Below are 13,168 nucleotides of genomic sequence, written 5' to 3' on the forward strand. Positions count from 1 at the left end.
GCGCGACCTAGTCCGAATGGAACACCTCGGTCAGGCCCGCCCACCATTCACCAGGGGCCCGCGTGTCCAGCGGGCGCTGCATCGGGCCGCACAGCGCCCACCAGTCGCGCGTCACCGGCTCGGCGGCAATGGCCGCATTATCGGCCGCGAAATCGGTGCCGCGATATTCCCAATAGCTGAACAGCAGGTTTTCTGGCCGGCGCAGGAAGATCGAATAGTTGGTGATATGCGACCGCGACAGCCGGGCCAGCACCGCGGGCCAGACATCGGCATGCAGGCGGGTGTATTCGTCGATCCGGTCCGGATCGATCCCGATGACATAGGCCATGCGTCTCATGGGCGCTGTTCCTTCGCGTCAAGGTCATAGAAGCGGATGGCCGTCTGCCCAAAGACCTGCGCGCGATCGGCATCGGACAGGTCAGCGCACAGGGTCTGCGCGACCTGCAGCCAGTCGGCATAGGTGCCCGCAAGCTCCAGCACCGGCCAGTCGCTACCCCACATCAGCCGTTCGGGGCCGAAGGCCTGCAGGACATGGTCGAAGACCGGGCGCAGGGTGTCTGCGGACCAGCCGGGCCCGAATTCGTTGGCCAGCCCCGACAGCTTGCAGAACACCTGCGGATGGGCGGCCAGGGCGTCGATGCCCCGGCGCCAGTCCGGTCCGGGGTCCGTGCCGTCAAAGACGGGCTTGGCGCAGTGATCGATCACGATGGGCAGGGACGGCACTCGCCTGGCCAATTCCTCGATGACCGGCAGATGGCGGGGCGTGATCAGCGCGTCCAGCCGCAGCCCGGCCCCCGCGACCTGCCGCAGGGCGTCGACCACGCCGTCCTGCAGGATCCACCGGGTGTCGTCGATATCTTGCAGCATCGGGCGGATACCGCGCAGCGCAGGGTGGGCGATGCGCGACAGCTGGGCGGCCACGTCGCCGGTCAGGTCGATCCACCCGACGACGCCGCGGATCATCGGCGACCGGTCGGCCAGTCTCAGCAGGAACCGCGTCTCGTCCAGCGTGGGGGCGGCCTGGACCAGCACCGTGCCGGTGACCCCAGCCGCCCGCGCCAGGGGTTCCAGGTCCGCGGGCAGGATGTCCCGCCGGATGGGCGCGACCTGATCGGTCATCCAGCCGTAATCGCCTCGGGCGATCCGCCAGAAATGCTGATGGGCGTCGATGATCACGGGAATGTCCTTGCCGGGTTGTGTCTCTAATCATAATAAACCGTATGGAGGCGGTCGCGGCGTGTCAACGCCCGACCCGGGAGGACAGGAGGCGGCATGAAGACCATCAGGATCGGCCGGACGGGGGTGGAGATCACCCCCATCGCGTTCGGCTGTGCCAGCATCGGCAACCTGTATCGCGAGGTCGCGGAGGAGGACGCGCAGCAGGTTCTGCAGGCGGCATGGGATGCCGGGATCCGCTATTTCGATACGGCGCCCCATTACGGGCGCGGCCTGTCCGAGCAGCGGTTGGGGCGGTTCCTGACGGGCAGGACGGGGGCCGTTCTGTCGACCAAGGTCGGGCGCGTCCTGACCCCTGCCGCCGCGCCGATCCCCGAGGCCGACAGCTATGTCCGCCCCGCGCAGAACGACGTGCATTACGACTATTCCGGTGACGGGATCGAGGAAAGTCTGGAGCAGAGCCTGGACCGGCTTGGCGTCGCGCGGGTCGACATCGTCTATGTCCACGATCTGGGCACCTATACCCATGGCACCGACAACGACCGGCATCTGCAGGCGTTCCTGGGGTCCGGGTATGAACGGCTGGTCCGGCTGAAGAAGGCGGGCCGCATCGGCGCATTCGGTCTTGGCGTCAACGAAACCGAGATCTGCCTGCAGGTGATGGATCACGGGCCGCTGGACGTGATCCTGCTGGCGGGGCGGCTGACCCTGCTGGACCGTTCGGCCGAGGACGCTTTGGTGCCGCGCTGTCGCACGGTCGGCACCAGTCTGGTGCTGGGCGGGATCTTCAACTCCGGCATCCTGGCGACCGGGCCCGTGGCCGGCGCGACCTATGACTACGGCCCCGCCCCGCAGCAGGTGCTGGACCGTGTGGCTGCCCTGCAGGATCAGGCCGCCGTGCAGGGGATGCCGCTTGCGACCGCGGCGTTGCATTTCGCGCGCGACCATCCCGCGGCGGCGGCGGTGCTGCTGGGCACGGCCAATCCTACGACCTTGCGCCGCAACCTGGAGGCCCTGCGTTAGCCCAGGTCGTGATGGCGCAGGGATGACAGCAGCGTCGATTTCGACGTGCGCAGATGCTGGCGCGCGGCATCCAGCGCGCGGCCGGCGTCGCGGGCCTCCAGCGCGTCGATGATCGCCAGGTGTTCCTGGATCGCGGCGCCGTTGCGCTGCTTTTCCTGCGTCTTGTCCCACATGTAGTGATAATGGAAGATCAGCGAGATGACCTTCTGGAACTCGGCCACGAAGCGGTTTCGGACGACGGCGTTGATGGCCTCGTGGAACGCCTCGTCCAGCTTGGAGAACTCGTGGAAATGCGTGTCGATCTGGTCCGCCAGGGCCAGGTGCTGGACGCGCAGCGTGGCCAGCCGCGGCCAGACGGGGTGATCGACCGGCGCCTCGACCAGCTTGGCGATCGCGTCCAGTTCCAGGACCAGCCGAAAGTCCGACAGCTCGACTGCGAATTCCTTGGTGAAGCCGCGCAGCATCCAGCCGCCCTTGGGCCTGCGTGCGACCAGGCCGAACCGGCTGAGGCCGGCCAGGAACTCGTTCAGCTGATGCTGGGTGACGCCGAAGGTCCGCGCCAGCTCGGCCACCGACAGCGGCGTTTCGGCGGGCACGTCGAACCGCAGGATCCAGTCCAGGAACCGCTGCTCCAGCGCCTGCAGGCCGTCGGCGGCGCGGATCACGGCGATCCGGTCGTCCTGGTCCGGCATGCGCAGCACCCGCTTGGCCCGCCCGTCCAGCGCGATCACCCCCAGCTCCGCCAGCCGCGCCAGGCAGCGGCGGACGACGGTGCGGCTGACCCCGGCGATCTCGCTCAGCGCGGCCTCGGCGGGCAGGTCGGCCCCCGGGGTCAGGGTCGCGCAGTGGTCCAGAAGGCGGTTGTACGCCTCGCGATAGCGGGTGTCGCTGCGGGCCATGGTCGGGGTTTCCTTGGATCAGGCGGTTCTTGTCTTAAATTATTAAAAACAATTGACAGGTGCAAGGTGCCTGCACATGCTTTGCCGACATCAGGACGAAATCGGTCGGGGAGGAACGATGACGGACGCAACCAAGCCCTGGGCCGACGGCAAGGCGCGTCGGCTGACGATCGCCCGCGACCAGCTGCACCGCGCATCGGCCCTGCTGACGCTGGTTCTGCTGATCATCGGCTTTGCGATGGCCAGCCCGGCGTTCTTGTCGGTCAACAACGGACTGACGGTGCTGTTGCAGACATCGGTCATCGGGCTGCTGGGGATCGGGCTGACCATGGTCATCATCACCGGCGGGATCGACCTGTCGGTCGGCTCGGTGCTGGCGCTGTCGGGCGTGGTATCGGCGATGGCGGTCAAGGCCGGCCTGCCGGTGGTGCCTGCGATGTGCGCAGGCGTCCTGGCCGGCGCCGCCTGCGGTGCGTTCAACGGCCTTGTCATCACCCGGCTGCGGATTCCGCCCTTCGTGGCGACGCTTGGCATGATGCTGATCGCGCGCGGCGTGGCGCTGCAGCTGACCGGGGCCACGCCGATTTCGCAGCTGGGCGCGGGCTTCGGGCGGCTTGGCAACGGCGCGCTGTTCCGCGTGGTCGAGATGCAGCCGAACGGCTTTCCGCGCGTGATCTTTCCGGGCATCCCCTATCCGGCCATCCTGCTGCTGGTCGTGGCGGTGGCTGCGACCTATCTGCTGCGCCGCCGCCAGGTCGGACGCCACATCTATGCCACCGGGTCGAACGAGGAGGCCGCGCGCCTGTCCGGCGTGAATGTCGACTGGACCAAGATGTACGCCTACACGATGTCGGGCGCGTTGGCGGGGCTGGCGGGCAACGTGCTGATGTCGCGCCTGGTCACCGCCCAGCCAAGCGAGGGGGTGATGTACGAACTGGATGCCATCGCGGCGGCGGTGATCGGCGGCGCGTCCCTGTCGGGGGGCGTGGGCACCGTCGCGGGCACGATGATCGGTGCGTTCATCATCGGCATCCTGCGAAACGGTCTGAACATGTCGGGCGTGTCCGCCTTCATCCAGCAGATCGTCATCGGCTTCGTGGTCATCGGCGCGGTCTGGATCGATCAGGTCCGCAACCGCCGCTAGGCCCGCATCATCATCATCGGAGGAGGAACCAAGATGACACTGCTGAAGACATGCCTGGCCGTATCCGCCCTTGCCCTGACCGCCGCCGGCGCCCAGGCCGGAGAGATCGCGGTCATCGTCAAGACGACCAACTCGAACTTCTGGCAGAACGTGAACCTGGGCGCCCAGGCCGCGATCGAGGGCCAGTCCGAGCATACGCTGAGCTTTGACGGTCCGGCCGCGGAAAGCGCGGTGGCCGATCAGGTCAGCCTGGTCGAGAACGCCATCAACCGCGGCGTGGCCGGGCTGGTCCTGGCCCCGTCCGACCCCGAGGCGCTGATCCCCGTGGTGCAGCGCGCCTATGAATCCGGCATCCCGGTCGTGATCATCGACAGCGCCCTGGGCGAGGGCGGAGAAGGCGCGTTCCAGGCCTTCCTGTCGACCGACAACTGCGCGGCCGGAGAGCAGGTGGCCAAGCGCATGATCGACGAGGCCGGCACGACCGGCAAGGTGGGGATCATGTCCTATGTCGCGGGCGTCGGGTCCGAGATCGGGCGCGTCGGCTGCTTTACCACCTACCTGCAGGAGAATTCCGACCTGGAGATCGTGGGTCCGCTCTATTCGCAAAGCCAGATGGCCAACGCGCTGAACCAGACCACCGACATGCTGGCGTCGAACCCGGACCTGGTCGGCATCTTCGGGGCGAACGAACCCACGGCCGTCGGCATGGGGCGCGCGATCGAGCAGGCGGGCAAGGCGGGCCAGCTGACCGCCCTGGGCTTTGACGGCAACGAGGACCTGCAGCAGTTCGTGCGCGACGGCGTGCTGACGGCGACGGCGGTGCAGGGATCGTTCGCCATGGGCGAGATGGGCGTGCAGACCGTGATGGACATCCTGGCCGGAGAGACGGTCGAGCCGTTCATCAACACCGGCGTGGTGATGGTCGACAAGGCCAACATCGAGTCCGACGAGGCCAGGAACGTCCTCTACTGATGCTGCCGGGGACCGCCCGCGCGGTCCCCGATCACCGACACGTTGCAAGGGGCATGCCCATGTCAGACCAGCCGCTGGTCCAGATGATCGACATCGAAAAGCATTTCGGGGGCGTCCGGGCCGTCGATCATGTCTCGGTCAGCCTCTATCCGGGCGAGGTGGTGGGCCTTCTGGGGCATAACGGCGCGGGCAAGTCCTGCCTGATGCGCATCCTGTCGGGCGCCATGACCCCCAGCAGCGGAGAGATCCGCGTGAACGGCACGGCGGTCCGCTTTGCCGAACCCAACGACGCCCGCGCCAAGGGGATCGAGACGATCTATCAGACGCTGGCCCTGGCCGATCACCTGGACGCGCCCAGCAACCTTTTCCTGGGGCGGGAGCTGAAGACCCGGTTCGGCAACCTGGACGACGCCGCCATGCTGCGCGCCGCGCGCGAGGTGCTGGCCCGGCTGAACCCCAACTTCCGCAACCTGCGCGACCCCGTGTCCAGCCTGTCGGGAGGCCAGCGCCAGGTGATCGCGATCGCGCGTGCGATCTATTTCGACACCCGCGTGCTGATCATGGACGAACCCACCGCAGCCCTGGGCCCGTCGGAGACGGCGATGGTGGCCGACCTGATCCGCAAGCTGCAGGCCGACGGGATCGGGATATTCCTGGTCAGCCACGACATCCATGACGTGTTCGACCTGTGCGACCGGGTTGTGGTGATGAACAAGGGCCGCGTCGTGGGCGCCCATGCCATCGGCGATGTCAGCAAGGACGACGTCCTCAGCCTGATCGTCAAGGGAGAGCTGCCGTCCGACTGGTCCGCCCGCAGGCCGGAGCCGGTGCAATGAAGGACGCATCCGCCACCACGATGGCATGCGGCGTCTGCGTCGAGCCCGGCCGGTTCCGCATCGAGACGCGGCCCCTGCCGACCCATGCCCCCGAGGGCTGGGTGCTTGTCGACATCGCCGCCATCGGCATCTGCGGCACGGATTACCACATCTTCGAGGGCAAGCATCCCTATCTGGATTATCCCCGCGTGATCGGGCACGAGCTGTCCGGGCATGTGGCCAGCGGACCGGATGCCGGGCGCCTGGTCGTGGTGAACCCATACCTGTCCTGCGGGGCCTGCCGTGCTTGCCTGCGCGGCAAGCCCAACTGCTGCGCCGCGATCGCGGTGCTGGGCGTGCATCGCGACGGCGGCATGTGCGCGCGGATCGCGGTTCCGGCGGGCAACCTGTACCCCGCCGACGGGCTGAGCGTGCATCAGGCCGCGATGGTCGAGTTCCTGGCCATCGGCGCCCATGCCGTCGCGCGTTCGGGCGTGGGGCCGGGCGATCTGGCGCTGGTGACGGGGGCGGGGCCGATCGGGCTTGGCACCGCGCTGTTCGCCCGCCTGGCCGGGGCCCAGGTGCATCTGATGGATCTCAGCGACCGGCGGCTGGCGCTGGCGCGGCGGCTGTGCGGGTTCGACCTGCTGCACCGTCCGGGCGACGACATCCTGACCGGCGAATTGGCGCAGGGCTTCGATGTCGTCTTCGACGCGACCGGCAGCGCGCCGGCCATCGAGGCGGGTTTTCCCCTCGTGGCCCATGGCGGCAGCACGGTGCTGGTCAGCGTGGTCAAGGGCGACATCCGCTTTTCGGATGCCGAGTTCCACAAGCGCGAGGCCCGCATCATCGGCAGCCGCAACGCGCAGGCCCCCGATTTCGACCGGGTCATCGCGGCCATTCGCGACGGGCTGATCCCCACCGATGCGCTGCTGTCCGAGGTCGTGCCGCTGGCCGATCTGCCCGACCGCTTCGCCGCGCTGGTCGATGACCGCGACGACATCGTCAAGATCCTGGTGACCCCGTGACGCAAGCCCCACCGACCGCCATCCGCCTGCATGACCGCGACAACATCATGGTCGCCCTGATCGCCCTGGCCCCCGGCGCGCCGCTTGATGCCGGATGCGCCGCGACAGAGGCGATCCCCGCGGGCCACAAGGTCGCCATCCGCCCCATCGCGCCCGGCGAACCGGTCCTGAAATACGGTCAGGTCATCGGCATCGCCACCCGGCCCATCGCGGCGGGGGCGCATGTCCATGTCCAGAACCTGGGCATGGGGGCGCACAAGCAGGATCACGGCTTTGGCAGCGCGGCGGGTGCGCTGCCGGCCCCCGATGCGCCGGCGTCCTTCCAGGGGTTTCACCGGCCGTCGGGGCGGGTGGGCACGCGCAATTATGTGGGCATCCTGACCTCGGTCAATTGCGCGGGATCGGTCGCCCGCTTCATCGCCGAGGAGGCAGAGCGTCAGGGCTGGCTGGCCGATTACCCCAACGTGGACGGAATCGTGCCCATCGTGCACGGCACCGGCTGCGGCATGTCTGGCAAGGGCGAAGGGTACGAGACGCTGTTCCGCACCATCGCAGGCTATGGCCACAACCCTAATTTCGGCGCCATCCTGATGGTGGGCCTGGGCTGCGAGGTCATGCAGATCCCCGACCTGATCGACCGGCGCGCGCTGAAGGACAGCGCCCGGTTCCGCTATATGACCATCCAGCAGACGGGCGGCACGCGGGCCACCGTCGACAAGGGCGTGGCGATCCTGCGCGAACTGGCCGCCGAGGCGGACCGTGCCACGCGCCGGACCGCGCCGGCATCCGCGCTGGTGATGGGCATGCAATGCGGGGGGTCGGACGGCTATTCCGGGATCACGGCCAACCCGGCCCTGGGCATCGCCTCTGATCTGCTGGTGGCGCAGGGGGGCATCTCGATCCTGTCGGAAACCTCCGAGATCTATGGCGCCGAACATCTGCTGACCCGACGCGCCGATCCCGAGACCGGCCGCAAGCTGATCGACCTGATCGAATGGTGGGAGGATTACACCGCCCGCAACTTCGGAGAGATGGACAACAATCCCTCGCCCGGCAACAAGCGCGGCGGCCTGACCACGATCCTGGAAAAGAGCCTGGGCGCCGTGGCCAAGGGGGGCAGCGCGCCGCTGTCGGCGGTCTATCGCTATGGCGAACCCATCGACCGGCCGGGCTTCGTCTTCATGGACAGCCCCGGCTATGACCCCTGTTCGGTGACGGGGCAGGTCGCGTCGGGGGCCAACCTGATCGCCTTCACCACCGGGCGGGGCAGCGTGTCGGGCTATCGCCCGGTGCCCTGCATCAAGATCGCGTCGAACCCCGACCTGTGGCGCCGGATGGAGCCGGACATGGATGTCGATTGCGGTGCGATCCTCTCCGGGGCCACCCTGCAGGAGAAGGGGCACGAGATCTTCGACCTGATGCTGGCCGTCGCCTCCAGTGCCCCGACGAAAAGCGAGGCGCAGGGCTTCGGCGCGGTCGAGTTCGTGCCCTGGCAGATCGGCGCGGTGATGTAAGTGAAAGGACAGCGAATGATACCAACCCCCATGACCGGACAGCGCGTCGTGATCACCGCGGCGGCCCAGGGGATCGGCCGCGCCAGTGCGCTGGCCTTCGCCGCGGCGGGCGCCGAGGTGATCGCCACCGACATCAACATGGACGGGCTCTCGACGCTGGACGGGTGCCGCACCGCGCGCCTGGACGTGCTGGACGGCGCCGCCGTGGCCGCGTTCTTTGCCGATCTGGGACCAGTGGACGTGCTGTTCAACTGCGCCGGGGTCGTGCATGCGGGGGGCATCCTGGAGGCATCCGAGGCCGACCTGGAATTCGCATTCGACCTGAACGTGCGATCGATGATGCGCACGATCCGGGCGGTCCTGCCGGGGATGGTCGACCGGGGGCGGGGGGCGATCATCAACATGTCCTCGGTCGCCTCGTCCATCAAGGGGGTGCCCAACCGCTTTGCCTATTCCACCACCAAGGCCGCCGTCCTGGGTCTGACCAAGTCGGTCGCCGCCGACCATGTGGGCCACGGCATCCGATGCAACGCGATATGCCCCGGCACGGTGCAGTCGCCGTCGCTGGATGACCGCCTTGCCGCGACGGGCGATGCCGTGGCGGCCCGCGCGGCCTTCGTCGCGCGCCAGCCCATGGGGCGCATCGCCGATGCGGCGGAAATCGCCGATCTGGCCGTGTATCTGGCGGGCGCGACCTATACCACGGGCCAAGCCGTCTGCATCGACGGCGGCTGGACACTCTGACCCAAGGAAGACGACATGAAACTTGTTCGCTTTGGTGCCGCGGGCGCCGAGAAACCCGGCCTGATCGACGCGGACGGCCAGATCCGTGACCTGTCGGCGCATGTGTCGGACCTGTCCGGACAGGCGCTGCATCCCGATGCACTGGCCGGCCTGGCGCGCCTTGATCCGGCGACGCTGCCGCTGGTCCAGGGCGATCCGCGTCTGGGCCCGCCCGTCGCGGGCACCGGCAAGTTCATCTGCATCGGCCTGAACTATGCCGACCATGCCGCCGAATCCGGCATGCAGGTCCCGCCCGAGCCGGTGATCTTCATGAAGGCCACCAGCGCGATCTGCGGCCCGAACGATCCGATCATCATCCCGCGCGGCAGCGAAAAGACTGACTGGGAGGTCGAGCTTGCCGTCATCATCGGCAAGCCTGCCAAATATGTCGATGAAGCCGACGCCATGTCCCATGTCGCGGGCTTTGCCGTGACAAACGACGTGTCCGAACGGGCGTTCCAGACCGAACGCGCGGGCCAGTGGACCAAGGGCAAGTCCTGCGACAATTTCGGCCAGATCGGCCCCTGGCTGGTCACCCCGGACGAGATCGCCGATCCCCAGGATCTGGCGATGTGGCTGAGCGTGAACGGTCAGACGATGCAGGACGGGTCGACGGCGACAATGGTCTATCAGGTGCCGTTCCTGATCCATTACCTCAGCCAGTTCATGACCCTGCATCCGGGCGACGTGATTTCCACCGGAACGCCTCCGGGCGTGGGGATGGGGATGCGGCCGCAACGCTTCCTGTGCGCGGGCGACGTCGTCGAGCTGGGCATCAAGGGGCTGGGCCGGCAGCGCCAGGAGGTCATTGCCGACCCGGCCTGATGGGCGCATGCCGTAGCCCGTGACGCCTGGCCCCGCGTGGGACGGGCGTCACGGGCCGATCCCGGTCAGACGAAGATCAGGTCGTTGCCCAGCCCGTCGATCGTCATGTTGCGCACCGTCAGCACGTCACCGTCCCCAAGATCGAAGACGACGTTCGCGCCGACCTGCGCGGCATGGTTCCGCGCCTGCGCCAAGCTGGCGATCCCGAAGTTGACCATGCGGATCGTGTCGATGTCGTCCTGAAAATCCATGACCGCATCGCGCCCGGCACCGTGACCGAAGACGAAGACATCGGCCCCCGCGCCGCCCCACAGCTGATCGCGTCCCGCACCCCCATTCAGGCTGTCGTTTCCGGCCCCACCGTCCAGGCGATCATCGCCCTGCCTGCCGTGAAGGATGTCCGCACCGAACCCGCCGCGGATCACGTTCGCCCGGGCGTCGCCCAGCAGGATGTCGTTTCCCATCCCGCCGTGAATGTTCTCGACATTGTGGATCACGTCGGTCCCGTGCCCCGTGGCCTGCGCGCCGGTCATGGCCAGATCGATCCGCGCGGCCCGCGCCTGACCCATGAACGAAACCCAGTCCGTTCCCGCGCCGCCATCGATCGTGTCGTTGCCCGCCCCACCCCAAAGCATGTCGTTGCCGACCCCGCCATGCAGGACGTCGTTTCCGTTCCCGCCGAAAAGGCTGTCGGCCCCGCCGCCCCCGGCGATCGTGTCCGCGCCACCCGCGCCGCGCAGGATGGTATCGGCCCCATTGCCGGTCATGCGGTTGGCCAGATCGTTGCCGATACCGGTCACCCGCCCCGTGCCGGTCATCACAAGATGCTCGACATGGGCGGACAGCGCGTGGGACACGCCGGCATGCACCACGTCCCGACCGCCGTTCGCCGTTTCGATCACCCGGTCACCCGCGTTGTCGACGTGATAGACGTCGTCGCCGGCCATGCCGTGCATCCTGTCGGCGCCCGCCATGCCGTCGATGACATCATTGCCCGACAGCCCGAACATCGTGTCATTTGCCGCGGTCCCGCGCAGGCGATCGGCACCCGCGCTGCCGATGATGCTGCCCGGAGGGGCATCGGCGGGGAACAGCGGAAAGCCGGGGACCGGATCGGGGGTCGGACCCGGCCCGCCGACCACGGGGTCGGGGGGAACGCTACTGCCGTATTCGCCGGGCCTGATCTCTGCCCCGGCGATGCGGGCGACCAGGGGTTCTCCGGGATCGGTCCATCGTCCGGCCCAGCCTTCCTGCCCCGGGGCCACCGCCCACAGATCGACATAGCTGGACATGGGGCCGATGTTCCAGATGCCGCCGGGCATGTCCGCGGCGCTGAATTGCGCCACGACCCGCCCATCTACATAGAAGACGGCGGAACGGTCGGTCACGGTGACTTCGTAGGTGTGAAAGCCTTCCGCCGCGTCAAAGCCCAGGTCGATCACCGCGCGCCGCTGGCCGGCGTCATTCAGCGTGACGTGGTTTCCGGCAGCGTCCTCCATGTGGATGGCCAGCTGGACCTGCGTGGTGTCGCCCCCCACGAATTCGAAATCGAATTCGACCCAAGGCTGATGCTGCCAGTCCGCCTTGTAGGTGAACAGTCCGAATACCGCGCCCGGTTGCATGTCGGGGGCCTGCACGGTCCATCCCCATGTTCCGGTGGTGGCGATCTGGGCGCCCTGAATCTCGCCGCCCTGATAGGGACGGGGCGATCCGGATGGGGACCGGCCCAGGACCAGTTCGATGGCACCATCCGCGCCGACGCGGACATTGTCGTCCGACCACTGCATGATGCTTGATTGCCCGGCCGCCCAGTCCGAGATCAGCCAGCTGTCATTGTCGTGCTGTTCGCCGATCTCGTACAGATCAAGGGCAGGGGCGGTCGGGGTCGTGGTCATGCTCACCTCAGATGGTCGCAGGGACGGCGGCGGCCGAGACGGGCAGGGCAGCACGCGGCCTGATCAGGAAACCGGAAGGCTCAGTATGACCCGGACACCCTAATGCAACTTTAACGCGATCTTGCGCTGCGCGGTTTGTGCTTTGCCCCATGTGGGACGAACGCAAGCTAAGGAACGGCGTCGGATCTGCCAGAACAGCGCGATATTCTGTCGGCGAACTATATCAAGGGCCCTGTTAAAGGTGATCGGAAGATCCAGCATGAGACACACTGCGTTGCGTGCTGCCCCTGTGGGAATACGGTTCGCAAATCTAATCTACGCGATACCTGAGGCGTAGAGTGGGGAGTGTACCGTCGGATAAGGCGTAAAATGTTGATGCGCTTGCTATCTTATCAAAACTCTAAAAAGCTTTCAGAAAGCAATCGCGTACGACGGCTATGGCAATATCAAGACTTTTATTAACAACTTAGGCGTGAATTATTAGTTTATATTCAACCTTATATTATATTGACGTATTGCACCATATGCACAAGTCTAAGACGTGCGTATCGATTGTCAGAGATAAGGTCCGTCCCGTCGCCGGTCGTTCCCTTGTGTCACAGGTTACCAGTCAGGCAACGTGCCCGTCCGTCATGACCTCTGGTCTGTGCGGACGGGCGTCCGCGATGCCGATGCCCAGGCAAATGCCAGCACCGAGAATCCTCCGCAGAGTGCATAGGCCGTGAGGCATTCCCAATATGCGAACCCGTTGAACAGGAACAGCATCATGACGCCGATGGCCACGGCTAGGGCAAAGGCAAGATTGGCTGCGATCATCCGACCCCTCCATTCGATAGCCGACCCCCTGCAAGGACAGATGGCCACAGCATTTCATTCAGAAACCAAAATACCAGCGAATGACCGTTTCGATCTTGGTTAACTGATCGTACCATGCACATTGGCAAAACGCCTAGGCAGAGGTGACATCCGTGACAAAAGCGGCGAAATCATGCCGTTACATGGTTCGATTTTCACGGATTGCTGCCGATGCCTCAGTTTTCGGCAAGCGTGACGGTACGTCGGCTAACAATTGCAAACTGATCGGGGCGGGTATC

13 protein-coding genes are annotated in these 13,168 nt (G+C 66.7%); 8 read left to right on the top strand and 5 right to left on the bottom strand.

Annotation, left to right across the window (positions count from 1 at the left end; genetic code table 11):
• Window positions 1–7 precede the first annotated feature (7 nt).
• A complete protein-coding gene (locus tag SY26_RS12775; RefSeq protein ID WP_046000783.1) occupies window positions 8–337 on the bottom strand; it encodes an L-rhamnose mutarotase in 330 nt (109 codons plus the stop codon).
• Window positions 334–1,176, bottom strand: coding sequence for an amidohydrolase (locus SY26_RS12780; protein WP_046000784.1), 843 nt, complete (start codon window positions 1,174–1,176; stop codon window positions 334–336). The genes SY26_RS12775 and SY26_RS12780 overlap by 4 nt, the downstream gene beginning before the upstream one ends.
• 96 nt (window positions 1,177–1,272) lie before the next feature.
• Here SY26_RS12780 and SY26_RS12785 point away from each other — a divergent pair, with 96 nt between their 5' ends.
• Window positions 1,273–2,199, top strand: a complete 927-nt coding sequence (locus tag SY26_RS12785) for an aldo/keto reductase (protein ID WP_046000785.1) — start codon at window positions 1,273–1,275, stop codon at window positions 2,197–2,199.
• On the opposite strand, the gene SY26_RS12790 is transcribed toward SY26_RS12785, so the two are convergent.
• Complete coding sequence (locus SY26_RS12790) at window positions 2,196–3,098, bottom strand: GntR family transcriptional regulator (protein WP_046000786.1); 903 nt, start codon at window positions 3,096–3,098, stop codon at window positions 2,196–2,198. The two genes, SY26_RS12785 and SY26_RS12790, sit on opposite strands and share 4 nt — an antisense overlap.
• Before the next feature lie 118 nt (window positions 3,099–3,216).
• Here SY26_RS12790 and SY26_RS12795 point away from each other — a divergent pair, with 118 nt between their 5' ends.
• From SY26_RS12795 to SY26_RS12825, 7 genes are read left to right on the top strand one after another with little or no spacing between them, the layout of a single operon-like run.
• Complete coding sequence (locus SY26_RS12795; protein WP_046000787.1) at window positions 3,217–4,242, top strand: ABC transporter permease; 1,026 nt, start codon at window positions 3,217–3,219, stop codon at window positions 4,240–4,242.
• A gap of 33 nt (window positions 4,243–4,275) precedes the next feature.
• Window positions 4,276–5,214: an ABC transporter substrate-binding protein gene (locus SY26_RS12800; RefSeq protein WP_046000788.1), complete on the top strand. Its 939-nt coding sequence runs from the start codon at window positions 4,276–4,278 to the stop codon at window positions 5,212–5,214.
• Between the two features lie 59 nt (window positions 5,215–5,273).
• A complete protein-coding gene (locus SY26_RS12805; protein WP_198143155.1) occupies window positions 5,274–6,050 on the top strand; it encodes an ATP-binding cassette domain-containing protein in 777 nt (258 codons plus the stop codon).
• On the top strand, window positions 6,047–7,057 hold the full coding sequence (locus SY26_RS12810) for a zinc-binding alcohol dehydrogenase family protein (RefSeq protein WP_198143156.1): 1,011 nt from the start codon (window positions 6,047–6,049) through the stop codon (window positions 7,055–7,057). Before SY26_RS12805 ends, SY26_RS12810 begins: the two co-directional genes overlap by 4 nt.
• A 47-nt stretch (window positions 7,058–7,104) precedes the next feature.
• Window positions 7,105–8,571, top strand: a complete 1,467-nt coding sequence (locus tag SY26_RS12815) for a UxaA family hydrolase (RefSeq protein WP_084693849.1) — start codon at window positions 7,105–7,107, stop codon at window positions 8,569–8,571.
• Window positions 8,572–8,601: 30 nt separating this feature from the next.
• On the top strand, window positions 8,602–9,315 hold the full coding sequence (locus SY26_RS12820; protein WP_198143162.1) for an SDR family oxidoreductase: 714 nt from the start codon (window positions 8,602–8,604) through the stop codon (window positions 9,313–9,315).
• A gap of 15 nt (window positions 9,316–9,330) precedes the next feature.
• Window positions 9,331–10,179 (top strand): fumarylacetoacetate hydrolase family protein, encoded by an 849-nt coding sequence (locus SY26_RS12825; protein ID WP_046000791.1) that lies wholly within the window; start codon window positions 9,331–9,333, stop codon window positions 10,177–10,179.
• Between the two features lie 65 nt (window positions 10,180–10,244).
• On the opposite strand, the gene SY26_RS12830 is transcribed toward SY26_RS12825, so the two are convergent.
• Together SY26_RS12830 and SY26_RS12835 are read right to left on the bottom strand one after the other, a co-directional pair.
• Window positions 10,245–12,074: a family 16 glycosylhydrolase gene (locus SY26_RS12830; protein ID WP_046000792.1), complete on the bottom strand. Its 1,830-nt coding sequence runs from the start codon at window positions 12,072–12,074 to the stop codon at window positions 10,245–10,247.
• A gap of 630 nt (window positions 12,075–12,704) precedes the next feature.
• Complete coding sequence (locus tag SY26_RS12835) at window positions 12,705–12,890, bottom strand: hypothetical protein (protein ID WP_046000793.1); 186 nt, start codon at window positions 12,888–12,890, stop codon at window positions 12,705–12,707.
• Window positions 12,891–13,168: the final 278 nt, after the last annotated feature.

The organism is Paracoccus sp. 228 (assembly GCF_000967825.1).
Lineage (GTDB): Bacteria > Pseudomonadota > Alphaproteobacteria > Rhodobacterales > Rhodobacteraceae > Paracoccus > Paracoccus marcusii.